Annotated in this window: 20 protein-coding genes and 1 pseudogene; 15 read left to right on the forward strand and 6 right to left on the reverse strand. The window is 72.6% G+C overall.

The features are described 5' to 3' along the window. Positions 1–60: 60 nt before the first annotated feature. Entirely contained in the window at positions 61–1440 is a 1380-nt protein-coding gene (locus JOC24_RS02605; RefSeq protein WP_205018421.1) for an SWIM zinc finger family protein, read from the reverse strand. Positions 1441–1602: 162 nt separating this feature from the next. Here JOC24_RS02605 and JOC24_RS02610 point away from each other — a divergent pair, with 162 nt between their 5' ends. From JOC24_RS02610 to sucD, 6 genes are all read left to right on the forward strand, one after another. Further along, a complete protein-coding gene (locus tag JOC24_RS02610; protein ID WP_205018422.1) occupies positions 1603–1755 on the forward strand; it encodes a hypothetical protein in 153 nt (50 codons plus the stop codon). Positions 1756–2232: 477 nt separating this feature from the next. Further along, complete coding sequence (locus JOC24_RS02615; RefSeq protein ID WP_205018423.1) at positions 2233–3345, forward strand: ATP-binding protein; 1113 nt, start codon at positions 2233–2235, stop codon at positions 3343–3345. Continuing rightward, positions 3342–5669, forward strand: a complete 2328-nt coding sequence (locus JOC24_RS02620) for a DUF5682 family protein (RefSeq protein ID WP_205018424.1) — start codon at positions 3342–3344, stop codon at positions 5667–5669. The genes JOC24_RS02615 and JOC24_RS02620 overlap by 4 nt, the downstream gene beginning before the upstream one ends. 38 nt (positions 5670–5707) lie before the next feature. Beyond that, the gene (locus tag JOC24_RS02625; RefSeq protein ID WP_239579363.1) at positions 5708–6892 is read left to right on the forward strand and encodes a VWA domain-containing protein; all 1185 of its coding nucleotides are present in this window, start codon (positions 5708–5710) and stop codon (positions 6890–6892) included. 286 nt (positions 6893–7178) lie between these two features. Beyond that, a complete protein-coding gene (gene sucC, locus JOC24_RS02630; RefSeq protein WP_205018425.1) occupies positions 7179–8360 on the forward strand; it encodes an ADP-forming succinate--CoA ligase subunit beta in 1182 nt (393 codons plus the stop codon). A gap of 21 nt (positions 8361–8381) precedes the next feature. Then, positions 8382–9266 (forward strand): succinate--CoA ligase subunit alpha, encoded by an 885-nt coding sequence (gene sucD / locus JOC24_RS02635; RefSeq protein WP_205018426.1) that lies wholly within the window; start codon positions 8382–8384, stop codon positions 9264–9266. A 117-nt stretch (positions 9267–9383) separates the two neighbouring features. On the opposite strand, the gene JOC24_RS02640 is transcribed toward sucD, so the two are convergent. Further along, the gene (locus tag JOC24_RS02640) at positions 9384–10703 is read right to left on the reverse strand and encodes a helix-turn-helix domain-containing protein (protein WP_205018427.1); all 1320 of its coding nucleotides are present in this window, start codon (positions 10701–10703) and stop codon (positions 9384–9386) included. A 131-nt stretch (positions 10704–10834) separates the two neighbouring features. Between JOC24_RS02640 and JOC24_RS02645 the strand changes: the two genes are divergently transcribed. Further along, complete coding sequence (locus JOC24_RS02645; RefSeq protein WP_205018748.1) at positions 10835–12634, forward strand: cell division protein PerM; 1800 nt, start codon at positions 10835–10837, stop codon at positions 12632–12634. A gap of 25 nt (positions 12635–12659) precedes the next feature. Here JOC24_RS02645 and JOC24_RS02650 read toward each other — a convergent pair whose 3' ends face one another. Continuing rightward, on the reverse strand, positions 12660–13577 hold the full coding sequence (locus JOC24_RS02650; RefSeq protein WP_205018428.1) for a hypothetical protein: 918 nt from the start codon (positions 13575–13577) through the stop codon (positions 12660–12662). 239 nt (positions 13578–13816) lie between these two features. Here JOC24_RS02650 and purN point away from each other — a divergent pair, with 239 nt between their 5' ends. The 3 genes from purN to JOC24_RS02665 all read left to right on the forward strand — a co-directional run bounded on the left by purN (position 13817) and on the right by JOC24_RS02665 (position 17645). Continuing rightward, positions 13817–14473 carry a phosphoribosylglycinamide formyltransferase gene (purN, locus tag JOC24_RS02655; protein WP_205018429.1) on the forward strand — a complete coding sequence of 219 codons (657 nt, stop codon included), beginning with the start codon at positions 13817–13819 and terminating at the stop codon, positions 14471–14473. Then, positions 14460–16013 carry a bifunctional phosphoribosylaminoimidazolecarboxamide formyltransferase/IMP cyclohydrolase gene (purH, locus tag JOC24_RS02660; protein WP_205018430.1) on the forward strand — a complete coding sequence of 518 codons (1554 nt, stop codon included), beginning with the start codon at positions 14460–14462 and terminating at the stop codon, positions 16011–16013. The genes purN and purH overlap by 14 nt, the downstream gene beginning before the upstream one ends. 168 nt (positions 16014–16181) lie before the next feature. After that, positions 16182–17645, forward strand: a complete 1464-nt coding sequence (locus tag JOC24_RS02665; RefSeq protein ID WP_374104468.1) for a DUF2079 domain-containing protein — start codon at positions 16182–16184, stop codon at positions 17643–17645. Between the two features lie 58 nt (positions 17646–17703). Here JOC24_RS02665 and JOC24_RS02670 read toward each other — a convergent pair whose 3' ends face one another. Further along, the gene (locus tag JOC24_RS02670; protein WP_205018432.1) at positions 17704–18303 is read right to left on the reverse strand and encodes a hypothetical protein; all 600 of its coding nucleotides are present in this window, start codon (positions 18301–18303) and stop codon (positions 17704–17706) included. 235 nt (positions 18304–18538) lie between these two features. Here JOC24_RS02670 and JOC24_RS02675 point away from each other — a divergent pair, with 235 nt between their 5' ends. The 4 genes and pseudogenes from JOC24_RS02675 (at position 18539) to JOC24_RS02690 (ending at position 21779) form a co-directional block, all read left to right on the forward strand. Continuing rightward, positions 18539–19417, forward strand: coding sequence for a bifunctional methylenetetrahydrofolate dehydrogenase/methenyltetrahydrofolate cyclohydrolase (locus tag JOC24_RS02675; protein WP_205018433.1), 879 nt, complete (start codon positions 18539–18541; stop codon positions 19415–19417). Between the two features lie 19 nt (positions 19418–19436). Beyond that, positions 19437–20093, forward strand: coding sequence for a DUF3017 domain-containing protein (locus tag JOC24_RS02680; protein ID WP_205018434.1), 657 nt, complete (start codon positions 19437–19439; stop codon positions 20091–20093). 308 nt (positions 20094–20401) lie between these two features. After that, positions 20402–20614, forward strand: a pseudogene (locus JOC24_RS02685) (DUF2690 domain-containing protein); the annotation flags it as partial. 175 nt (positions 20615–20789) lie between these two features. Continuing rightward, the gene (locus JOC24_RS02690; RefSeq protein WP_205018435.1) at positions 20790–21779 is read left to right on the forward strand and encodes a malate dehydrogenase; all 990 of its coding nucleotides are present in this window, start codon (positions 20790–20792) and stop codon (positions 21777–21779) included. An 88-nt stretch (positions 21780–21867) separates the two neighbouring features. Here JOC24_RS02690 and JOC24_RS02695 read toward each other — a convergent pair whose 3' ends face one another. Together JOC24_RS02695 and JOC24_RS02700 are read right to left on the reverse strand one after the other, a co-directional pair. Further along, positions 21868–22605, reverse strand: a complete 738-nt coding sequence (locus JOC24_RS02695) for an isocitrate lyase/PEP mutase family protein (RefSeq protein ID WP_205018436.1) — start codon at positions 22603–22605, stop codon at positions 21868–21870. Positions 22606–22694: 89 nt separating this feature from the next. Further along, positions 22695–23207 carry a carboxymuconolactone decarboxylase family protein gene (locus JOC24_RS02700; RefSeq protein ID WP_205018437.1) on the reverse strand — a complete coding sequence of 171 codons (513 nt, stop codon included), beginning with the start codon at positions 23205–23207 and terminating at the stop codon, positions 22695–22697. A 47-nt stretch (positions 23208–23254) separates the two neighbouring features. On the opposite strand from JOC24_RS02700, the gene JOC24_RS02705 reads away from it, so the two are divergent. Beyond that, positions 23255–24655 carry a MocR-like pyridoxine biosynthesis transcription factor PdxR gene (locus JOC24_RS02705; protein ID WP_205018438.1) on the forward strand — a complete coding sequence of 467 codons (1401 nt, stop codon included), beginning with the start codon at positions 23255–23257 and terminating at the stop codon, positions 24653–24655. Positions 24656–24680: the final 25 nt, after the last annotated feature.

Below are 24680 nucleotides of genomic sequence, written 5' to 3' on the forward strand. Positions count from 1 at the left end.
CCTTTCCGGTGGTCCGGGCCTCGCGGGCAAGGAGGTGCGTCTGATCGGGAGGGCGGTGCGTCAGGCCAGCGCGACGGCAGCCCCCGGTCCGGCGCTCTCAGCGGCCTCGGGGCACCAGGCGGCCAGCGGGTCGAAACCCCGGTGCCCGCACTCGCCGAACACCGTCAGGGGGCCACCACCGGAGAGCGCCACGAGCTTCCACAGGCCCGGCCGGGACAGCGCCGAGGGTGCGACCGGCAGGGCGGATCCGTCGGTCCGGCCGGCCAGCTGCCAGCCGTCCGCGGACGGCACGGGTATGACGTCGCGCAGCGTGGCCGGCCAGGCATCGAGCCAGGGGTCGTCCCGCAGGGCCTTCCCGTACGCGGCGACGGCATCGGCCGTCGTACCGCCGGGCGGTGGTGCTGTCGTGACGACCGGCTCGCCGAACCGCGGTCCCAGCACGACCCGTAGACCTCCGCCGCCCGGATAGGGCGTCACCTCGGCGTCGATCACCGCGCCCACCGGCAGCGTCTGGGCGGGGGAGCGCCCCGGCGATCCGTAGGACAGCAGCAGCGCGGTACGCGCCGACTCCCTGCCGTACAGCCAGATGCGGCGGGTGACGATCCTGCCCTCCGGCGCGTCGTGCAGTGCGAGGACCAGCCACTGGTCGCGGATGGCCGGGCCCTCCGCAGAGGCCGTCAGCCCCACCCTCGCGCGGACCGTGGCCGCCAGCGGGGCGGGCAGCCGGTCGAGCCCCAGCCAGGCGGAGTCCAGCAGGTGCAGCAGCGCGCACTCCTCCAGCAGCCGTGCCGGCCAGCCGGGCCCCGAAGCAGCTACCGAGCCCATCTCCCGCACACGGCCTGCGAGTCCCGGGGCCTGAGCGTCGATCATGCGCGCCGCTGTCTCCTCCCACAGTCCGTAGTCCGGCCGGTCCGTCGTCGCGAGTCCGCCGCGCAGCAGGTCGGTGAGCCGCTGGTCCAGCTCCTGCGCCCCGCCCGTGACGCGCTCGGCCCTGCGCTCGGCGCGACGGGCCGCGGCCCTGCCCGCAGACACCGCGGCCGCAGGGTCCTCCGGCGCTGCGACTCCCTGCCCGCGCCGGTCAGCCAGCCACTGCAGGACCCATGGCGGCTCCTGAGCCTCCGGTATCGGCGCGCCGGAGGAGAGGAGCAGCAGCAGCCCCAAAACATGCCCGCACGGGCGGCTGCCACCGGTGCAACTGCACGTGTGGGAAACCCCGTCGGTGTCGACCGCCGTGCGGTACGGCACGCCGTCGCCCCGGCAGACACCCCATACCGCGCCCGGGCCGGCGTGACCCGCGTCGGACCACACGTGTTCCGACGCGAGTGCCAGGCCGACGCCCCGTGTCGCTTCGTCAGGAGCGAGCGCCAGCACCTGCTCCCTCGTCCGACGCACCACCGGGTGGGTGGAGCGCCGGGTTTCTCCCCTGTGAGACAGCACCATGAGAACGACGGTAGGACGTGCCACTGACAATCGGCTCCGACCGGCGATCGCGCCCCTTCCGCGAGGGCTTGACCACTTCGCCGGTGTGCGCCTCTCGACGAAGGGAGAGGGCCGGTCAACGGAATCGGGGGATTCGGATGAACCGCGTCATGCGCACCACCCATGCCGGACGCACCCATCGCGCCGGACACGTCACCGGCGCCCGGCCGTGCCGCCCGCGCTGCCGCGGCGGCTGTCCGCGACCCCGCGTTCGGTCTCGGCGGCTGCTCGGAAGGCGCCGTCGACAGCGGCGACGAGGCAGGGGGCGAGACCTGAGGGGCGACGTACGAAGTCACCGGCACCAGTGCCGACGGCATCCGGTTCCACAGCGGCGGCGGCACGGCCGTGGAGCCCGGGACCGAGATCGTCGTGTCCCCGCGCCGGCCGTGGAGGAGGACCACTGTCACTCCACGCGGCAGTGTGCCCCCGGCGGTCATGCCTGCCGTATCGGCCGCTGACGCGGCGGATCTCGCCTGCGCCATCACGGACAAGGGCGAAGCATCGAGGAGGTGGAGGACGAGGCACCCCTGACGAGCGGCGACGCGTGGCGGCGGTCTCGCCCGTCTTGGGCCGACCCTCCAGGCGCGCCCGGAACGACATGGGAGCGGCACCGGGAAACGACCCCGGACCGGCACCGGGAAACGACCCCGGACCGGCACCGGGAAACGACCCCGGACCGGCACCGGGACCGATTGTCAGTGGCATGGTGCACCGTGGAAACCGCATCGGATCGACCGATCCGGAGGGGGATCCATGACCGTGTCCGTACAGACCGACGCGCCCGGCGGCGAAGTCCTGAGGCCGCACGCCGAGCACGCCTTCGCCGACGAGCTCACGGCGCTCGCCGCTGCCGACGACCGCCCCAGACCCACCCGTTGGAAGCTTTCGCCATGGGCGGTCTCCACCTATCTGCTCGGCGGGACACTCCCGGACGGCACTCTGATCACCCCGAAGTACGTGGGTCCGCGCCGTCTCGTCGAAGTCGCCGTGACCACGCTCGCCACCGACCGTGCCCTCCTGCTTCTCGGCGTTCCGGGGACGGCCAAGACCTGGGTGTCCGAACACCTCGCCGCAGCCGTCAGCGGGGACTCGACCCTGCTCGTCCAGGGCACCGCGGGCACCCCCGAGGAGGCCGTCCGCTACGGGTGGGACTACGCGCGGCTGCTGGCCCACGGGCCCAGCCGCGAGGCGCTGGTGCCGAGCCCCGTCATGCGGGCCATGGCGGAGGGCATGACCGTCCGCGTCGAGGAGCTCACCCGCATCCCCGCCGACGTCCAGGACGCGCTCATCACGATCCTGTCGGAGAAGACGCTCCCCGTCCCGGAGCTCGGACAAGAAGTGCAGGCGGTGCGGGGGTTCAACCTCGTCGCCACGGCGAACGACCGCGACCGAGGGGTCAACGAGCTCTCGAGTGCCCTGCGCAGGCGGTTCAACACCGTCGTGCTGCCACTGCCCGCGACCCCCGAGGCGGAGGTGGACATCGTGTCCCGGCGGGTGGCCCAGATCGGACACTCGCTCGACCTGCCTCCCGCACCCGACGGCGCGGCCGAGATCCGACGCGTCGTCACGGTCTTCCGCGAACTGCGCGACGGCATCACCACGGACGGCCGCACCAAGCTCAAGTCGCCGTCCGGGACGCTGTCCACGGCCGAGGCCATCTCCGTCGTCACCGGCGGTCTCGCGCTCGCCGCCCACTTCGGCGACGGTGTCCTGCGCCCCGGTGACGTGGCCGCGGGCGTCATCGGTGCCGTCGTCCGGGACACCGCTGCCGACCGCGCGGTCTGGCAGGAGTACGTGGAGACCGTCGTCCGGGAGCGGGACGGCTGGAAGGACTTCTACCGCGCCTGCCGTGAGGCCGCCGAATGACACCCCTCGCCGGGGGGACGCCCACGGCTCCCGGGGGACCGCTGCTGATGGGGGTGCGCCACCACGGGCCCGGCTCCGCACGCGCGGTCCTGGCAGCCCTCGATGCAGCGCGGCCGAGCGCCGTGCTCGTCGAAGGGCCGCCCGAGGGGGACGCGTTGCTGCCCCTCGCCGCGCACCGTCGCATGCGTCCGCCGGTCGCGCTCCTCGCCCACGCCGTGGACGACCCGGGGCGCGCCGCGTTCTGGCCGCTGGCCGACTTCTCGCCCGAGTGGGTGGCGATCCGCTGGGCGTCGGCGCGGGGGATCCCCGTGCGCTTCGTCGACCTGCCCGCCGCCCACTCCCTGGCGCTGACGGAACACCGGGACGGCGGGCCGGGGGAGGGCCGGGGCATCGGGGGCATCGACCCGATCGGAATCCTCGCCGGGACCGCGGGATACGACGATCCCGAGCGCTGGTGGGAGGACGTCGTCGAGCACCGTGGGGCGGCCGGCGGACCGGCCGACCCGCGCGCGCCGTTCGCCGCGCTCGCCGAGGCGATGACGGCACTGCGTGAGGCGCACGGGGACGGAGGGCATCCGCAGGACGCCGTCCGGGAGGCGTGCATGCGTCTTCAGCTGCGCGCCGCCCGCAAGGAGTTCGGCGACGACATCGCGGTGGTCTGCGGTGCGTGGCACGTGCCCGCACTCGGGGCGAGGACCACGGTCGCCGCCGACCGGGCACTCCTCAAGGGGATGCCCAGGGTCAGGGCGGAGCTGACCTGGGTGCCGTGGACCCATCGCAGGCTCGCGCGGCACAGCGGATACGGCGCGGGGATCGATTCGCCCGGTTGGTACGGGCATCTCTTCGCGGCCCCGGACCGGCCCGTGGAGCGCTGGATGACGAAGGTGGCGGGACTGCTGCGCGACACGGACAGGCCCGTCTCCTCCGCGCACGTCATCGAGGCGGTCCGGCTCGCAGGGACGCTGGCCGCCCTGCGCTGGCGCCCTGCCGTCGGCCTGGCCGAGGCCACGGACGCGGTCAGGGCCGTCATGTGCGAGGGATCCGATGTGCCGCTCGCCCTGGTGCGGGACCAGCTCGTCGTCGGCGAGATCCTGGGCGAGGTGCCGGACACCGCGCCCGCCGTCCCGCTCCAGCGCGACCTGGACAGGCAGCAGCGCTCGCTGAGGCTCAGGCCCGAGGCGGAGCGGCGTGACCTGGAGCTCGATCTGCGCAAGGAGACCGACGCGGCCCGCAGTTGTCTGCTGCACCGGCTGCGGCTCCTCGGAGTCGAGTGGGGCGAACCCTCCGAGGGCCGGGGCAGCACGGGGACGTTCCGGGAGAGCTGGCGGCTGCGCTGGGAGCCCGAGCTGTTCGTCCGGATCGCCGAGGCCGGCGTGTGGGGCACCACCGTGCTCGGCGCCGCGACCGCCAGGGCGGAATCGGACGCCCTGTCCGCGTCGTCGCTCGCCGCGGTGACCGCGCTCGCCGAGCAGTGCCTCCTGTGCGGTCTGTCCGGGGCGTTGCCCGTCGTGATGAGTGCCCTCGCCCACCGGGCCGCCCTCGACGCGGACGTCGGCCACCTCGCGGACGCGCTGCCGGCCCTGGCCCGCTCCCTGCGGTACGGCGACGTACGGTCCACCGACACCGCGGCCCTGGGGGAAGTGGCCGTCGGCCTCGCCGAGCGCGTCTGCGTGGGACTGCCGCCCGCCTGCACCGGTCTCGACGCGGACGCCGCGGCGGAGGCACAACGCCGGGTGGACGGAGTGCACCGGGCGATCGGGCTGCTCGCCGCCGCCGAGGTGCGGGCGGACGGGCTGTCGGAGCGGTGGGCCGGAGCCCTCCACAAGCTGTGCGCGAGGGATGCCGTCGCAGGCGTCGTCAGGGGCCGTGCCACGCGACTGCTCCTGGACGACGGGCGGCTGGCCGGGAGCGAGGCCGCGCGTCTGATGGGACTGGCCCTCTCGCCCGGTACCGAACCGGCCGACGCGGCTGCGTGGATCGAGGGCTTCGTCGGCGGAGCGGCGGGCGGGGGCCTGCTGCTCGTCCACGACGACCGGCTCCTCGTGCTCGTCGACACGTGGCTGACGGGCATACCGGCCGACACGTTCGCCGCCGTACTGCCCCTGTTGCGCCGTACGTTCTCGACCTATGACCCGGGTGTGCGGCGCACGTTGGGCGAGCTCGTCCGGCGCGGTCCGGATCCCGGCAGGGCGCGCGACGAGGGCGCGAACGGCGCGCACGGGTTCGGCGACGGATTCGACGAGGAACGGGCGGACGCGGTGGTTCCGGTGCTCCGGCTGCTGCTCGGCATCGAGGCCCCGGCCGAGCGGGCGGCGACCGGATGATGACGGACCGGGCGGGCACCGAGGAAAGGGTGAGGGAAATGGGCGCGACTCCTCCTGCCGAGGACGAGCGGCTGCGGCGCTGGCGCATGGTCCTGGGCGCGGACGGTGCCGACGGCACGGGACACGAGGTCACCGGACGCGACGCGGCGATGGACGGAGCGCTGACCGCGCTGTACGGCGGCGGGACGAAGCCGGCCGGCAGGGGCGGAGCCGAGCGTTCGGCCGGACTCGGGGCATCCGCCCCGTCCGTGGCCCGCTGGCTGGGCGACATACGTACGTACTTCCCGGCCTCCGTCGTCCAGGTCATGCAGCGCGACGCGATCGACCGCCTCGGACTCGCCACCCTGCTGCTGGAGCCCGAGATGCTGGAGGCGGTCGAACCCGACGTCCACCTGGTCGGAACCCTGCTCTCGCTCGGCAAGGCCATGCCGGAGACGACGAAGGAGACGGCCCGGGCCGTCGTGCGCAAGGTCGTCGAGGACCTGGAACGCCGGCTGGCCACCCGCACGAAGGCCACGCTCACCGGCGCCCTGGACCGCTCGGCCAGGAGCCGGCGGCCACGTCATCGCGACATCGACTGGGACCGCACGATCCGGGCCAACCTCAGGAACTACGTGTCTCTCCCCGGAGGCGAGGGGGCCGGCACGGTGGTGCCCGAGCGTCTCGTCGGATACGGGCGCACGGACCGGTCCGTGAAGAAGGACGTCATCCTGTGCGTCGACCAGTCGGGCTCCATGGCCGCTTCCGTCGTCCACGCCGCAGTCTTCGGCGCGGTGCTCGCCTCGATGCGGACCCTGTCGACCCGGCTCGTCGTCTTCGACACGGCCGTCGCCGACCTCACCGACCAGCTGGACGACCCGGTCGACGTCCTGTTCGGCACGCGGCTCGGGGGCGGTACGGACATCAACCGTGCGCTCGCCTACTGCCAGTCGAGGATCACCCGTCCGGCGGACACCGTGGTCGTCCTCATCAGTGATCTCCACGAGGGAGGGATCCGTGACGAGATGGTCGGGCGAGCCGCGGCGATGAAGGCGTCCGGGGTGCAGTTCGTGACCCTGCTCGCCCTCTCGGACGAGGGCACGCCGTCCTACGACCGTGAGCACGCCGCCGCGCTGGGAGCGCTCGGCGCCCCGGTGTTCGCCTGCACCCCGGACCTCTTCCCCGAGATCATGGCGGCGGCGATCGAGAAGCGGCCCCTGCCGATACCCGACCCCGGCCGGTGACCGGACTGCGCCCGGCCCGCACCACCCGACGCCGCCCCGGACCGCTCCCGGGGGGCGCCGTTTTGTCCTTCGTACCCCGGCTACCAGCGCGATCTGTGACCGGTATCACCGCTCAGGTGTGATCTGCAATTTAGGGTCCGGCGTGGCGCGGGGATAACCTGCCGGATGGACATGCCGCGTACCCGGTCACCGTGTGCGCCTCCCTAGTGACTGCGCAGTCACGTTGCCCTCGCGGCACGCCCACGCAGAAAACCAACCGCGAGACCACTAAAAGGGACGGACGCGCGTGGACCTGTTCGAGTACCAGGCGAGGGACCTCTTCGCCAAGCACGGTGTACCGGTGCTGGCCGGTGAAGTCATCGACACGCCTGAGGCAGCCCGCGAGGCGACCGAGCGGCTGGGCGGCAAGTCCGTCGTCAAGGCGCAGGTGAAGGTCGGTGGCCGAGGCAAGGCCGGCGGCGTGAAGCTGGCGGCAGACCCGGATGAGGCGGTCGCCCGGGCGACCGACATCCTCGGCATGGACATCAAGGGCCACACGGTCCACAAGGTGATGATCGCCGAGCTGTCCCCGGAGATCGAGGCGGAGTACTACGTCTCGTACCTCCTCGACCGCACCAACCGCACCTTCCTGGCCATGGCGTCGGTGCAGGGCGGCATGGACATCGAGGAGGTCGCGGAGAAGACTCCCGAGGCCCTCGCGAAGGTCCCGGTCAACGCCGTCGACGGCGTCGACATCGAGAAGGCCCGCGAGATCGTGGCCCAGGCGAAGTTCCCGGCCGAGGTGGCCGAGGGTGTCGCCGAGGCCATGGTGACCCTGTGGGACACCTTTGTCGCCGAGGACGCGCTCCTCGTCGAGGTCAACCCGCTGGTGAAGACCAAGGACGGCCGCATCCTGGCGCTGGACGGAAAGGTGTCTCTCGACGAGAACGCCGACTTCCGTCAGCCCGACCACGAGGCGCTCGAGGACAAGGCCGCGGCCAACCCCCTCGAGGCCGCCGCCAAGGCCAAGAACCTCAACTACGTCAAGCTCGAGGGCGAGGTCGGCATCATCGGTAACGGTGCCGGTCTGGTCATGTCGACGCTGGACGTCGTCGCGTACGCCGGTGAGAACCACGGCGACGTGAAGCCCGCCAACTTCCTCGACATCGGTGGCGGCGCCTCCGCAGAGGTCATGGCGAACGGCCTGGAGATCATCCTCGGCGACCCGGACGTCAAGTCCGTCTTCGTCAACGTCTTCGGTGGCATCACCGCCTGCGACGAGGTCGCCAACGGCATCGTCCAGGCCCTGGAGCTGCTCAAGTCCAAGGGCGAGGACGTCACCAAGCCGCTGGTCGTGCGCCTCGACGGCAACAACGCGGAGCTGGGTCGCAAGATCCTCTCCGACGCCAACCACCCGCTCGTGCAGCGCGTGGACACCATGGACGGCGCGGCCGACAAGGCCGCCGAGCTCGCCGCGGCTGCGAAGTAAGGGACGAGGGACTCCAACACCATGGCTATCTTCCTCACCAAGGACAGCAAGGTCATCGTCCAGGGGATGACCGGCGCCACGGGCATGAAGCACACCAAGCTCATGCTGGCCGACGGCACCAACATCGTCGGTGGCGTGAACCCGCGCAAGGCGGGCACCTCCGTCGACTTCGACGGCACCGAGGTACCCGTGTTCGGATCCGTCGCCGAGGCGATGGAGAAGACCGGCGCCGACGTGTCCGTCCTCTTCGTGCCGCCGGCCTTCGCGAAGGCAGCGGTCGTCGAGGCGATCGACGCCGAGATCCCGCTGGCCGTCGTGATCACCGAGGGCATCGCGGTCCACGACTCGGCCGCCTTCTGGGCGTACGCCGGTTCGAAGGGCAACAAGACCCGGATCATCGGCCCGAACTGCCCGGGTCTGATCACCCCCGGTCAGTCCAACGCCGGCATCATCCCGGGCGACATCACCAAGCCCGGCCGCATCGGTCTCGTGTCCAAGTCCGGCACGCTGACCTACCAGATGATGTACGAGCTCCGTGACATCGGCTTCTCGTCCGCGGTCGGCATCGGTGGCGACCCGGTCATCGGTACCACCCACATCGACGCCCTGGCGGCGTTCGAGGCGGACCCCGAGACGGACCTCATCGTGATGATCGGCGAGATCGGCGGCGACGCCGAGGAGCGTGCCGCCGACTTCATCGCGAAGAACGTCACGAAGCCGGTCGTCGGCTACGTCGCGGGCTTCACCGCCCCGGAGGGCAAGACCATGGGCCACGCCGGCGCCATCGTCTCCGGCTCCTCCGGCACCGCCGCCGCGAAGAAGGAGGCCCTCGAGGCCGCCGGCGTGAAGGTCGGCAAGACGCCGACCGAGACCGCCAAGCTGGCGCGCGAGATCCTCGAAGGCTGACCGCGCGCCGCGGCGGCCCGTCCGCCGCGGCACCGTGTCACCCGTAGCAACGGCGCGGGCCCGCACCCCCTCATCGAAGGGGTGCGGGCCCGCGCCGTTTCCGGTGGGTGAGTCCGGTCAGGGAATGCGCGGGAGGAGCCGTTCCGGGCCGTGCGCGAGCTCTCCCCGCAGCGATTCCTGGAGTTCCAGGTCCTGCGGCGTCAGCTTCTCCGGGCCCCCCTGTGCAGGGACGCCGCCGACCTGCTGGGCGGGTGCCAGCGGCTGCTCGTACCGGGTGGGGGCCGTGTGCAGAGTGAAGGCGGTCGAGCCGATGAGCAGCGCCCCGAAGCAGAGTGCGGCCCTGGTCCAGAGTTCCGCGACGCGCTCGCCGCCCGCGCGGACGGCCGGGGCCGGTGGCGGAGCGGGCACCTCCTCCGCGAGGGCGAGTGCGTCGAGCCGGTCGTGCAGCGGTACGGACCTGTCGTCCGGCTCCGAGGGAGCCGGCGGCTCCGCCGGTTCGGGCAGCTGTTCGGCGACCGCGGCACGTGCGTGCAGCAGTCTGCTCGCCGCGGCGGGGGTGCTCGCCTCCGTCTCCGCCGCTGTCTCCGGCAGGCCCAGGCCCACGCCGTCGTGGAGCAGCAGCGTGCGACGGTGTGAGGGCGGCAGGCCGAGCAGCGCGTCGAGCAGCGCGCGCCGCGCCGGGTCCTCGGGCGGCGGGTCGGCCCGGCGGTGTGCGCGGCGCAGCCGGTGCCAGGGCGACATCGCGTACTCGTACGAGGCCGCACGGACCCAGCCCGCCGGATCGCGGTCCCTGGCCACCTCGGGCCAGCGCTGCCAGGCGATGCGGAAGGCGTGTTCGACGGCTTCCCGTGTCAGCTTCCGGCGACCCGTCAGCAGGAACACCTGACGGGTCAGGCCGGGCGCCGTTCGTCCGTACAGGACGTCGTAGGCCTGTTCCGCCGTGAGAGCCGGCTGCGGAACGGGGTCCGGGCCGTCCGGCGCGGCCGTCTCCGGTGCGCTGCCCTCCTGGCGGGGGGAGACGCCGAGGGAGGCGGGGGCGGGCGCGTGAGGGGACGGCGTGGCCCGGGCGGGCGGTTCCGGGGTGGGGGCGTCCTGGGCGCGCGGTTCCGGGACCGGATCGACTTGCGTGCTTGTGGTGGGGCGGGTGCCGGGCTCGGTCGGGGACATCGTGCTGCTCCCGGAGGCTTCGACGGGGTGGGGCGGCGCGGGGCGGTGCTCGGCGAAGCCGATCAGCCTGGCGTAGGCGGCGCGCCGACGGCCCCGCGGGCTGGTGCGCCCCGTCTCCCAGGCGTGGACGGTGGCGGGCGTGACGCCCACGACCGCGGCGACCTGTTCCTCACTCAGCGCCCTCGCCTCGCGCAGCCTGCGGCGCTCCTTGGGAGAGGGCAGGGGGGCGGCGGAAGCGGCGGGAGCCGGGCCGGTGGTGCTCCGCGTCATGCCCGGCCTCCGCACGTGGTGGCACTGCACTGGGTGAAAAAGTACATAAACGTATATTGAGCGACACAGCGGCCATTGGCCCGTTACACGAAATAGGCGCGTGTCGTTGGCAGCATGGCCGGGTGACCCAAGTGACCGAGTGCAGCCCGACGTTGCCGGCCGAGCGGAGCAGGTCCGCCGTCCTGGCCTCCGCCCTCGTGCGCGGGGCGCTCGCGGCGGGGCTCGGGCTGGGCTCCCTGGCCGTCCTGGTCATGGTGCTGTGGATCAGTTCGCCGTACCCCGACAGCGGGCCCGCCGGGGCTCTTCACGTGGCGACGGGGCTCTGGCTGCTCTCCCACGGCGCCGAACTCGTGAGGGCCGACACCGTGGGAGGGCATCCCGCGCCCGTGGCGACGGTCCCGCTGCTCCTCGTCGTGCTGCCGGTGTGGCTGGTGCACCGGGCCGCCCGGGACTCGGCGGAGACCGACGGGAAGGCCTCGGGCGGCCACTCGGCGGTCGGGGCGTTCTGCGCGGTGAGTGCCGGATATCTGCTGGTGGTGCTGGCCGCGGCGGCGTACGCGCAGGACGGGGCGCTGCCTGCCGACCGGGCGTCGATCGCCTTCCCCGTCACCGTCGTGGTGGCCGGCGCGGCCGCCGTCGGGGTGTGGGTGGCGCGGGGGCGCCCGCTGACGCCGCTGCTGGTCCGGGCGCCGCTGAGGCTGCAGGAAGCGGCCGCCCGCTCCCGGTTCCGGGCCGGGGCCGGCGTGGTCCTGAGGTCGGCCGCCGCCGGTGTGCTCACGCTGCTCGGTGGCGGTGCGCTCCTGGTCGCGGTGGCGCTGGTCTGGCACGCGGGGGCGGCCAGGGAGTCGTTCCTGGGGCTGTCGGGAGACTGGGCGGGCCGGATCTCCGTCCTCCTGCTGGCGGCGGCGCTCGTGCCGAACGCGGCGGTGTGGGGTGCCGCCTACGGCCTCGGGCCGGGATTCGCTCTCGGTACGGCGTCCACGGCCGCCCCGCTCGCGTTCACCGGGCCGCCCGCGCTGCCTGACTTCCCGCTGCTCGCCGCGGTTCCGTCCCACGGTCCGGGTACGGCGGTGAACTGGGCGGCGGCCGCGGTGCCGGTCGTCGCGGGCCTGACCGTCGCACGGTTCGTGGCACAGGGGGCCGCGCCGGTGCGCGGGATGCGCGAGGAGGCGTGGAGTCAGGGCCGGACCGCGCTGGTGGCGGGGCTGGCGGCCCTGGGCTGCGGGGCCGGGGCGGCGGCCCTGGCGGCGGCTTCGGGTGGCGCTCTGGGGACCGGGGCGCTGGCGGAGTTCGGCCCCGTGTGGTGGCTGGTGGGCCCGGCCGCTCTCCTGTGGACGGCCGTGACCGGTGTGCCGGTGGCGCTGCTGGTCAGGGCGTGGCGGCTCAGGGAGAACCGGTGGGGCTGGCGCTGGGACGCGGCGAAGGGGGAGCCGACCGAGCCGGCACCCGGGCTGACGCCGGAGAAGGCCGGGAAGAAACAGCGCAAGAAGGTGGAGAAGACGCCGGGGGGCGAGGACGCGGAGCCCTACGACTTCCTGTCGGCCGACTCATGGCACGCGGACGGGGCGAGGGAGGCGCGCTGGGCCGCGCTCAAGAAGAATTCGGGAGGGCTGATGGCCGGCTTCCGTGCGGATACCGACCAGGGGGCCGCATCGGTGCCGGCACCGTCCCCCGCCCCCGTCTCGAAGCCCGCCGCTGCGCCCGGAGCCTCGCCGGATCCCGCCCCTGCCGCGCCGACGCCCGGTCCCGCCCCCGCGCCGACGCCCGGTCCCGCCCCCGCGCCGGCCCCCGCCCCGGTCGAGGAGGCCGCGTCCTCCTCGACCCCCGAGCCTGGTTCCCGCGAGGCTCCCGCCGACGAGCCCGATACGCGGACCGGCCGGGTTCCGGATGCCTCCGGGCACTCGGAACCCGGCCGGGACGACGCTCCGTAGGGAGCGTCACGTGCAGGCAGCGGGGCTACTTCTTCACGCCGAAGAAGGGCTCCAGCGGGTCGGGCAGCTTGTCGTTGCAGGCGACGGCGCCGGACTTGGTGAGTGCGTCGTTCACGCACGTGTAGTAGTCGCGGTAGACCAACTGCACCGTGTATCCGGTGGCCACGATCACCAGGGCCAGCAGTGCAGTCACCAGGCCGCTGACGGCCGCCGTCGTCTGCTGACGGCTGCTGACCTGCGAGGTGCCGGGCACCGCTCCGGGCGTGGCGGTACGGTCCGGGCCGCCCGTGCCGGATACGGCGGTGGGGGCCGCGCCGGCCGCCCCGGTCTTCCGCGGCCCGCCGCGGAGGGCGCTGATCGACCAGTACACGGCGAGGGCGCCGAGGAGCATCGCGATCTCGGGGAAGTCGAAGAGGGCGAAGAAGAACGCCCACATACCGCCCAGCACCGCGTAGCGGGCGCGTCGCTGGACGGGGTCGGTCGGGTCCCAGCGCAGCCCGCCGCGGCCGCCCTCGGGGCCACCGCCCTGGCCGCTGGGTCCACCGGTGCCACCTGGGCGGCCGCCGAAGCCGCCGTTCTGGCGGCCGGGCTGCTGGTCGCTCCACTGGCTGCCCCAGACAGGGCGGTCGTCGGAGTGTCCTTCGCCACCGTCACCGCCGTTGCCGTGGTTCCCCGGCGTGTGGGAGGGGTGGCGGGGCTGCCAGGGCTGGTCGGGGCGGTCCTCGGGCGGCGCCGCGAACGGATTGTCGTCGGACGGACCCGACGGGGAGCCCGAGCCCCGGGAGGATCCTGAGCCCGACGAGGAGCCCGACGAGGAGCCCGAGGAAGAGCCCGACGGTGATCCCGAAGAGGAGTCCGGCGATGAGGACTTGCTTTCCCGCATCAGCATGGATGCCCGCTCGGGCAGCGGGTGGCCAAGGGCGGTGCGGAGGCGGTCCGGCATGTGGTGAACGTCTTCCCCATCTCGTCATTTCCGCCCGGGGGCGGTTCCCTGTCCCCTGACGCTACCTTCCGGTCACGCACCCGTCCCGTGGGGGCCGCCAGGTGTGCCGGTATCGTTGCTGACGGTCGGACCGTTCGTAGAGTTCCCCGTATCGAGGGGCGAGCCTCTTTCGTACGACCATACAAACGCACCTCCTGCACATCGCGTACTTGCTGCACCACGCGAGAAAGGGCCCCGCCGTGGCCTCCCCGCCCCCCTCCGCCGCTCCGGCCCGTGTGGTCGTGCTCGTCTCCGGCTCAGGCACGAACCTCCAGGCACTCCTCGACGCGATCGGTGCCGACCCCGAGGGTTACGGAGCCCGGATCGTCGCCGTCGGCGCGGACCGGCACGGCACCGTCGGTCTCGAACGGGCCGAGCGCGCCGGGCTCCCGACGTTCGTGTGCAGGCTCGGCGAGTACGCGAGCCGTGACGAGTGGGACGCGGCCCTGACCGCGGCCGTGGCGGAACACCGCCCGGACCTCGTCGTGTCCGCGGGATTCATGAAGATCGTGGGCAAGGGGTTCCTCGCCGTGTTCGGCGGCCGTGTCGTCAACACCCACCCCGCCCTGCTCCCCAGCTTTCCCGGTGCCCACGGTGTCCGCGACGCGCTCGCGTACGGCGTGAAGGTGACCGGGTGCACCGTCCACTTCGTCGACGACGGCGTCGACACCGGTCCGATCATCGCCCAGGGCGTGGTCGAGGTGACCGAAGAGGAAACGGTGGAGGGCGAAGCCGCCCTCCACGAACGCATCAAGGAAGTCGAGCGCAAGCTGCTCGTCGAGGCCGTGGGGCGGCTCGCCCGCGACGGCTATCGCATTGAGGGACGAAAGGTTCATCTCGGTCATGTCGGTGAATAAGCCCATCCGCCGCGCCCTGGTCAGCGTCTACGACAAGACGGGGCTCGAAGACCTCGCCCGCGGTCTGCACGAGGCGGGAGTCGAGCTGGTGTCCACCGGCTCCACCGCCGGGAAGATCGCAGCCGCCGGTGTGCCGGTCACCAAGGTCGAGGAGCTCACCGGCTTCCCCGAGTGCCTCGATGGTCGCGTCAAGACCCTGCACCCCCGTGTGCACGCGGGCATCCTCGCCGACCTGCGCCTGGACGCCCACCGCGAGCAGCTCGCCGAGCTCGGCGTGGAGCCGTTCGATCTCGTGGTCGTCAACCTGTACCCGTTCAAGGCGACCGTCGCCTCCGGCGCGTCCGACGACGAGTGCGTGGAGCAGATCGACATCGGCGGGCCCTCGATGGTCCGCGCCGCCGCCAAGAACCACCCGTCCGTGGCGGTCGTCACCAGCCCCGAGCGTTACGCCGACGTCCTTGCCGCGGTCGCGGCGGGAGGCTTCGACCTGACCGCACGCAAGCGGCTCGCCGCAGAGGCCTTCCAGCACACCGCCGCCTACGACGTGGCCGTGGCCTCCTGGTTCGCCGACGGTTACGCGGCCGCCGACGACTCCGGCTTCCCCGACTTCTCCGGTGCGACGTACGAGCGCAAGAACGTCCTGCGCTACGGCGAGAACCCGCACCAGCCCGCCGCGCTCTACACCTCGGGTCAGGGCGGTCTCGCCGAGGCCGAGCAGCTGCACGGCAAGGAGATGTCCTACAACAACTACACGGACACCGACGCCGCCCGCCGCGCCGCGTACGACCACGCCGAGCCGTGCGTCGCGATCATCAAGCACGCCAACCCGTGCGGCATCGCCGTCGCCGACGACGTCGCGACCGCCCACCGCAACGCGCACGCCTGTGACCCGCTGTCCGCGTTCGGCGGCGTCATCGCCGTCAACCGGCCGGTGACCGTCGAGATGGCCGAGCAGGTCGCCGAGATCTTCACCGAGGTCATCGTCGCCCCGGCGTACGAGGACGGCGCCGTCGAGGTGCTGGCCCGCAAGAAGAACATCCGGGTGCTGCGCTGCCCCGAGGCCCCGGCCGCCACGGTCGAGGTCAAGCCGATCGACGGCGGTGCACTGCTCCAGGTCACCGACCGGCTCCAGGCCGAGGGCGACGACCCCGCCAACTGGACCCTCGCCACCGGCGAGGCCCTCTCCGACGATGAGCTCAGGGAGCTCGCCTTCGCGTGGAAGGCGTGCCGCGCGGTCAAGTCCAACGCGATCCTGCTCGCCAAGGGCGGCGCCTCGGTCGGTGTCGGCATGGGCCAGGTCAACCGCGTCGACTCGGCGAAACTGGCGGTCGAGCGGGCGGGCGAGGAGCGGGCCCGTGGCGCATACGCAGCGTCCGACGCCTTCTTCCCCTTCCCCGACGGTCTGGAGATCCTGACCGCCGCGGGCATCAGGGCCGTCGCCCAGCCGGGCGGCTCGGTCCGGGACGAACTCGTCGTCGAGGCCGCGAAGAAGGCCGGCGTGACCATGTACTTCACGGGCACGCGCCACTTCTTCCACTGACCTCCGGGTCGTAGCACCACCGCAGGCCGCACCCCTCGGGGTGCGGCCTGCGGCGCGTCCGGCGTGCGCCGCCCGCTCGCCCCTCTGTTCTAATGGATGGCCTTGTCGGGCCGTAGCGGCGGGACCGGGCGACCGGCAGTGACCAGTGGGGGATTCCGTTGCGGGGGCATGGTGCTTGACCTGAACCAGAGCGAGACCGACGTGCCCGGGGAGCAGGCCCCGGGGCCTGCCACGGGCACGCCGCACCCGGCACCGCCGCGTCCGTACCTGATCACGGCCGCGGTCCTCTGCGCGCTCTACTTCCTCTACGCCTACCTGCGCTACAGCCACTTCCAGTCGCCGTCCTGGGACCTCGGCATCTTCGAGCAGGAAGTGCGCGCGTACGCCGGATTCGACGCCCCCGTCGTCGACATCAAGGGACCGGGCTACCTGATCCTCGGCGACCACTTCAGCCCGCTGGTGGCGCTCCTGGTGCCGCTCTACTGGATCTGGCCCTCCGCCGTCGCCCTGATCTTCGCGCAGGCCGCACTGTTCGCCGCCTCCGCGGTCGTCGTCGGGCGTACCGCCCAGCAGATCCTGGGCGGCCGCACCGGCCTGTGCGTCACCGTCGCGTACGGGCTGTCCTGGGGGCTGCAGGAAGCGGTGAAGGCCGACTTCCACGAGATAGCGCTCGCGGTCCCGCTGCTCGCCCTGGTCTGCCGGGCCCTGCTCATGGAGCGCTGGCGGGCCGCCGTCCTGTGGTCGTTGCCGCTGGTCCTGATCAAGGAGGACCTCGGTGTCACCGTCGCCGTGGTCGGCGGACTCCTGGCCCTCTACGGGCGGCGGCTCCAGGGTTTCCTGCTCGCCGCCTTCGGGGTGAGCGCGTTCGCGCTCACCGTGCTGGTGCTCATACCCGCGGCCAGCAGCGCGGGGTCGTACGACTACTGGAAGAAGATCGAGGAGAACGGCGGGCAGGAAGTCCCCCTGCTCGACTCCGTCCTGGGCGTGTTCGACTCCTCCGTCAAGCTGGAGATGCTCGTCTTCCTGGTCGGCATCACGGCCTTCATGGCGCTCCGCTCGCCCCTGATCCTGCTCGTCCTGCCCACCCTCGGGTGGCGTCTGCTCTCCCAGGACTCCAACCACTGGGGCATGGTCTGGCACTACAGCGCGATCCTCATGCCGGTGGTCTTCCTGGCCATGGCCGACGGCATCCGCCGCAGCCGGGGATCGAAGAGGCCCTGGCTCGTCTCGTACGCGAACGTCGCCGTGCCCGTGGCCACGGCGATCGCCGTCACCCTCACCCAGCACCTCCCGCTCCGCGACCTGCTGCGCCCGGAGACGTACCGGGCCGACGCGCGCACCCACGCCGCCGAAGAGGCGCTCGAAGCCATACCCGCGGGCGCGCGCGTGGAGACGGACATCACGCTGATGGCGCACCTGACCGGGGACCGCACGGTCTACTGGGTCGGCGGTGCCCCCGGAACCGCACCCGACGTCGTCGCGATCAACCTGGACTTCGGCTGGTCGCGGCCGATCGACGACCCGGTGGAGTACGCCGAGCAGCTGCACCCGGAGGCGCGCTACCGGATCATCCGCGAGGCGGGTTCCTTCGTCGTCATGGAGCGGACCTCACCGGCGCCGGAAAACAGCTGAAGGCCGCACACCCGCCGCTGGGCGGGTGCTACGGCCTTCACGCGCGGGTGCGGGAACGTCAGTGCTGCTGCTGGCGGTTGAACCACGCGCCGCCGTCGGACTTCGCCACGAAGACGACGACCAGGATGGCGAGGACCGTGTGGGCGAGGCCCATCACGACGAAGGGGTAGATGCCGAGGATCGCGGTGATCACGCCGAAGACGATGGTGGCGATGCGGATTCCGCTGCCACCCTTGCCGAACTTGGCGGCGAGGACGACGGCGAGGACTCCCCACAGCACGGCGAAGGCGACGATTCCCCACAGCACGGCGCCCGAGTACTCGGCGAGCTGCTGGAACTGGACGTCCTCCTGGAGCGTCGCGTCGTTCTTGGCGGCGTTCACCGCCGCGGCCGCGAGGGCGACGAAGATCGCGCCGATGACCTGGAGTCCGGCTATCACGTAGAGCATGACGCGGGCGGCCTTCACACCGCCGGGCATCTCGGTGGGTCCGCCCGGGAAGCCGTAACCGCCCTGGACCGGAGGCGCCTGCGGGTAGCCGTAGCCCTGCTGGGGGGCGGCACCCTGCTGGCCTTGCTGCGGGTAGCCGTAGCCCGGCTGCCCGCCCGGCTGTCCGCCCTGCTGCTGGCCGTAGGGGTTGTTGGGGTCGCCGAAGCTCATGGCGAGGTTCCTCCGTTGCGAAGTGCGGGGACGACGCGGTCCGGGCGGAGGAATCGTGTGCAATCTTGAACGGTGGTCCCCCCGACACTGTCCGCGGTGATGCGGGACTTATCGTCGTCATGACATCCACGTTTTGTCCAGCCGATTGCCGAATGCGTTGTGCAAGTGCAATCTCCTGTCCACGTGACAGACCAGGATTGGTACGCGGGCGGGGTCATCCGCGAGGATGGGTGTCATGACTGCCCAGATTCTCGATGGCAAGGCCACCGCAGCTGCGATCAAGTCCGATCTGACCGTCCGCGTGGCGGCCCTCAAGGCGCAGGGCATCACACCCGGCCTGGGGACCCTGCTCGTCGGCGACGATCCGGGCAGCCGCTGGTACGTGAACGGCAAGCACCGCGACTGTGCCCAGGTCGGCATGGGCTCCATCCAGCGTGAACTCCCCGACACCGCCACCCAGGAGGAGATCGAGGAGGTCGTGCGGGAGCTCAACGCCGACCCGGACTGCACGGGCTACATCGTGCAGCTCCCCCTCCCCAAGGGCATCGACACCAACCGCGTCCTGGAGCTGATGGACCCGGCCAAGGACGCGGACGGGCTGCACCCCATGAGCCTGGGCAAGCTCGTGCTGAACGAGAGCGGTCCGCTGCCCTGCACCCCGCAGGGCGTCGTCACCCTGCTCCGTCGCCACGGTGTGGAGATCAACGGTGCCCACGTGGTCGTCGTCGGCCGGGGTGTCACCATCGGCCGCCCCCTCCCGCTGCTCCTGACGCGCAAGTCCGAGAACGCGACCGTCACCCAGTGCCACACCGGCACCCGTGACCTCTCGGCGCACCTCAGGCAGGCCGACATCATCGTCGCCGCCGCCGGTGTGGCCCACCTGATCAAGCCCGAGGACGTGAAGCCGGGTGCGGCGGTGCTGGACGTCGGTGTCAGCCGGGACGAGAACGGCAAGATCGTCGGAGACGTCCACCCCGGTGTGGCCGAGGTGGCCGCATGGGTCGCCCCGAACCCCGGCGGCGTCGGCCCCATGACCCGTGCCCAGCTGCTCGTCAACGTGGTCGAGGCGGCCGAGCTCGCCGCCGCCGAGGCCTCCGCCGCATCCGCCGGCTGACCCGGACCGGAGGAACGTCATGGGTGCTGGCACGAGTCCGGCGGACGGTACGCACGCGGGCGGGCCCGCCGAGGAGGCGGCGACGTCCGACGAGGCCCGGGTGGCCGGAGGGGCTGTTGCGTCGGGGGAGTCCGCAGTGGCCGGGGAAGCCGGGACGAACGAGGGCGCCGGAGCACCGGAGAGGGCCGTGACGTCCGGGACGTCCGACGAGGGCGGGGAGTCCGTCTCCACCGAGTCGGCCGGGGCCGACGGGGAGACCGTGAGCGGGGGCTCGACCTGGGCGCCCTCACGGCGCTTCTCGCTGACCCGTGACACCGCGCGTCCCGAGGGCGGCGGCCGGGCGGCGCCAGGTGACGCCCCCGCCCCCGCCAGGCAGTGGCCGCTGCTCACGGTGCTCGGCACCGCCGGGCTCGGGCTGCTGATCGTGGGGGCCGACCCCTTCGACCAGGCGTTCAGGATCGGCGCGATGCTGATGGGTGTCGCACTGCTGGCCGGGGCGGCACTGCGCTGGGTCGTCCCCTCCGTCGGCATGCTGGCCGTCCGGTCGCGGTTCACCGACCTGGTCACGTACGGCCTGATGGGCACGCTGATCGTGCTGCTCGCACTGATGGCGCAGCCCAAGCCGTGGCTGCAGGTGCCGATCCTCCAGGACGTGGTCCACTTCACGATCCGCTGAGGGGTGTCCGTGGGGTGTCCGTCCCCTCCCCCGAGAAGGGACGGACACCGGCCAGGGGGACGGCACGAGAAACTCCGGAATGCGGTGACTTGTGCGGCCTTGCCCTGTCCTGTTGTAAGTGTCATGCGCATGAGGCGGCGGGTTCAAGGGCTGCCTGGTGCCTGTGACGCGGAGGTGACCATTCCGCCACCGTGTGATCGTCGCGCAACGGTCGGTGGCGGCCTCGGCGCGCGCTACGGAACAGCCCTCGGGGCGCACAACCCGGCGCGCGCTCCCTCGGATGCTCCGGCGCCCTCGCGGAGGTCCGCTACAGCCGGACCTGCGGGGCCGCCCGGGGCCGCGTCACCCGGGCGTCGGAGGGTGACACCGTGCGGATCACCGCCGGTTCGTCCGAGCGGAACGGCACGGTGGAGGCCGGAGCCGACGCGTACACCCCGATGGTCGCCGTGAGGCGGGCCTCCGATGCCGAGGCCTGCGCGGTCCGCGCCTCCGTGGCGACCGGCTGCACCAATCCGGGGTGACGTGGGCGAAGGCTCCGCTGCGTAACCGGCTGTGTGCGGTCCCACAGGGGGGCGGACGGCTCGGGGAACGTGGGTCGGATAGCCTGACGGCTGGATATCTCTTCACATCAAGATTCAGAGGTATCCAGCACCAGGGGCAGGGACCCCCACCGCCAGCTGTCTAACGGAGATCGCCATGACCCGCACTCCCGTGAATGTCACCGTGACCGGCGCAGCCGGCCAGATCGGCTACGCGCTGCTCTTCCGCATCGCCTCCGGCCACCTGCTCGGCCCGGACGTGCCGGTCAACCTGCGACTCCTCGAGATCCCGCAGGGCCTCAAGGCCGCCGAGGGCACCGCCATGGAGCTCGACGACTGCGCCTTCCCGCTGCTGCGCGACATCGAGATCACGGACGACGCCAACGTCGGCTTCGCCGGTGCCAACGTCGCCCTCCTGGTCGGCGCCCGCCCGCGCACCAAGGGCATGGAGCGCGGCGACCTGCTGTCCGCCAACGGCGGCATCTTCAAGCCGCAGGGCAAGGCCATCAACGACAACGCCGCGGACGACATCAAGGTCCTCGTCGTCGGCAACCCGGCCAACACCAACGCCCTCATCGCGCAGGCCGCCGCCCCGGACGTACCGGCCGAGCGCTTCACCGCGATGACCCGCCTGGACCACAACCGCGCGATCTCGCAGCTGGCCGCCAGGACCGGCGCCGCCGTCTCCGAGATCAAGCGGCTGACGATCTGGGGCAACCACTCGGCGACCCAGTACCCGGACATCTTCCACGCGGAGATCGCGGGCAAGAACGCGGCCGAGGTCGTCAACGACGAGGCGTGGCTGGCCGACACCTTCATCCCGACCGTCGCCAAGCGCGGCGCCGCGATCATCGAGGCCCGTGGCGCGTCCTCGGCCGCCTCCGCCGCCAACGCCGCCATCGACCACGTGCACACCTGGGTCAACGGCACCGCCGACGGCGACTGGACCTCGATGGGCATCCCGTCCGACGGCTCCTACGGCGTTCCCGAGGGCATCATCTCCTCCTTCCCGGTCACCACGAAGGACGGGAAGTACGAGATCGTCCAGGGCCTGGACATCAACGAGTTCTCCCGTGCGCGCATCGACGCGTCGGTGCAGGAGCTCACCGAGGAGCGCGACGCGGTCCGCGAGCTCGGCCTGATCTGACCGGCGTCCGGCCACGCGCCGGATCCGGAGCCACAGGAGGGCGCCCCCGGGCAGCGATCGCTGCCCGGGGGCGCCCTCCTGTGTGTGCTCAGCGGCCGAGAAGCCGGTCCGCGAGGTCGCGCACGGCTTCCGCTGCCCTGCGCTGCAGCTGGGGGCCGAAGGTGATCCGGGCCGCGCCCAGCTCGCCGAGCCGGCGCACGGCGGACGGGCCGTCGGGTGCGCCGAGGGCGTTGAGCGGGACGGTGACCGCCCCGGCCAGACGGGGAAGGTCGTCGGCCGGGGCCATGATCGGATAGACGCAGTCCGCACCGGCTTCGGCGTAGAGCCGGGCGCGGGCCACCGTCTCCTCGACCACGTCCACGGTGTCCGGGTCCCCGTGGACGTACGTGTCGACGCGGGCGTTGACGAAGAGGCGGTCGCCCGCCACGGCGCGCACCTCCGCGAGCCGGTCGGCCTGCCGCAGCGGGTCGACGAGGACGCCGTCGGTCGAGTCCTCGAGGTTGCAGCCGGCCACTCCTGCTTCCAGCAGGCGCTCGACGAGTTCGGCCGGGGCCAGGCCGTAACCCGACTCGATGTCCGCCGACACGGGAACGGAAACCGCCCGTACGATCCGGCCCACCGCCGCGAACATCTCGGCGGCCGGTGTCTGCCCGTCGGCGTGACCGAGAGAGGCGGCGACACCCGCGCTCGGGGTGGCCAGGGCGGCGAACCCGGCGTCCTCGAACACGCGCGCGCTCGTGGCGTCCCACGGGCCGGGGAGTACGAGCGGGTCGGCCGGCGCGCGGCCGCGGTGCAGGGCTCGGAAGACGGAAGCGGGCTCGTTCATCGGGGCTCCGGAGTGGAAGGGCGCGGGGTCGGGCGGCCCGGCCGGGTGCCGGGGCGGGGAAGGACCCTCGCCCCGGCACCCCGGCGGGTTCAGTGCTTGATGTCGCCGGGCGTGTAATGCCCCGGAGCCAGCCGGGCGGTCACCCCGAAGCGGTTCCACGCGTTGATCACGGTGATCGAGGCGATGAGCTGGGCGAGCTCGCCCTCCTCGAAGTGCTCGGCGGCCTTCGCGTAGACCTCGTCCGGCACGAAACCGTCGGTCAGGACCGTCACAGCCTCCGTCAGCCGGATCGCCGCCAGCTCCTTCTCCGTGTAGAAGTGCTGCGACTCCTCCCAGGCGCTGAGCTGGATGATCCGCTCGACGGACTCGCCCGCGGCGAGGGCGTCCTTCGAGTGCATGTCCAGGCAGAAGGCGCAGCGGTTGAGCTGCGAGGTGCGGATCTTCACCAGTTCGAGCAGCGTCGGGTCCAGTCCCTTACGGGAAGCGGTGTCCAGCCGGACCATCGCCTTGTAGACGTCGGGCGCGAGCTGGGCCCACTGCAGACGGGCGGGGTGCTCGGGGGCGTTGCCGGCGGGCGCGTGGAGATGCGTGTGCGTGGTCATGGTGGTGAAGCTAGTGGGTGGATGGCGCAGCGGTATGGTCCATTTCCATGACGGATTCCTGGGCCGCTTTCGGTGCGGACCTGCACATCGAACCGGTCGGCGCGGGCCTGCGCAGCGGGCTGACGAAGGCGCTGCGGGAAGCCGTACGCACCGGACGGCTGGCCCCCGGCACCCGGCTGCCCTCCTCCCGGACGCTCGCCGTGGATCTCGGGATCGCCCGCAACACCGTCGCCGACGCCTACGCCGAGCTCGTCGCCGAGGGCTGGCTCACCGCGCGGCAGGGTTCGGGGACCAGGGTCGCGCAGCGCGCCGCCCCGCCCGGGCCGGCCGCACGCGGGGCCAGCGGCCGCCGGGTCGACCGGAGGCCCGCGCACAATCTGCTGCCTGGGTCACCGGACCTGTCGTCCTTCCCGCGGGCGGAGTGGCTGAGGGCTGCCAGGCGCGCCCTCACGGCCGCTCCCGACGCGGCCTTCGGCTACGACGATCCGCGGGGCCGCATCGAGCTGCGCAGGGCGCTCGCGGACTACCTGGCCCGGGCGCGCGGGGTGTACGCGGACCCCGAACGCATCGTGATCTGCTCAGGGTTCGTCCACGGGCTCATGCTGATGGGGAAGGTGCTGCGGCGCCACAAGGTGCGGGGGGTGGCCGTCGAGTCGTACGGCCTGGACATCCACTGGGACATCCTGAGGGGGGCGGGCCTGCGCACCCCGTCTCTGCCGGTGGACGGGCTCGGAGCGGGGACCGGGGCGCTGGGCGGGACACCGGACGTGGGCGCGGTGCTGGTGACCCCCGCCCACCAGTTCCCCACGGGCGTCCCGCTCCATCCCGACCGGCGCACGGCGGCCGTCGACTGGGCCCGCTCCTCGGGCGGTCTGATCCTCGAGGACGACTACGACGGCGAGTTCCGCTACGACCGTCAGCCGGTGGGCGCGCTGCAGGGGCTGGACCCGGAGCGGGTGGTCTACATGGGGACGGCCAGCAAGTCGCTGGCGCCCGGGCTGCGGCTGGCCTGGATGGTGCTGCCGGAAGGACTGGTGGACGAGGTCTGCGACGCGAAGGGCGGTTTCGACTGGATGTCCGGTGCGCCGGACCAGCTGACCCTCGCGGAGTTCATCGCGTCCGGGGCGTACGACCGGCATGTGCGCGCCATGCGGCTGCGCTACCGGCGCCGCCGCGACCAACTCGTCGAGGCGCTCGCCGAACGGGCGGCGGACTTCCGGGTGAGTGGCATCGCGGCGGGCCTGCACGCGGTGCTCGAACTCCCTGAGGGGGCCGAGCAACCGGTCGTCCAGGCGGCCGCCTGGCAGGGGCTCGCGCTGGAGCGGCTCTCGCGCTTCAGGCACCGGGAGGCGGAGCCGGGCCGCGACGGGCTGGTCATCGGCTACGGCACGCCTTCGGAGAGCGGTTGGGCCGGTGCACTGGACGCGCTCTGCCGCGTGCTCCCGTGAACGGGGATTCCGGGACGCGCGGGAG

The organism is Streptomyces sp. HB132 (assembly GCF_016909575.1).
GTDB lineage: Bacteria > Actinomycetota > Actinomycetes > Streptomycetales > Streptomycetaceae > Streptomyces.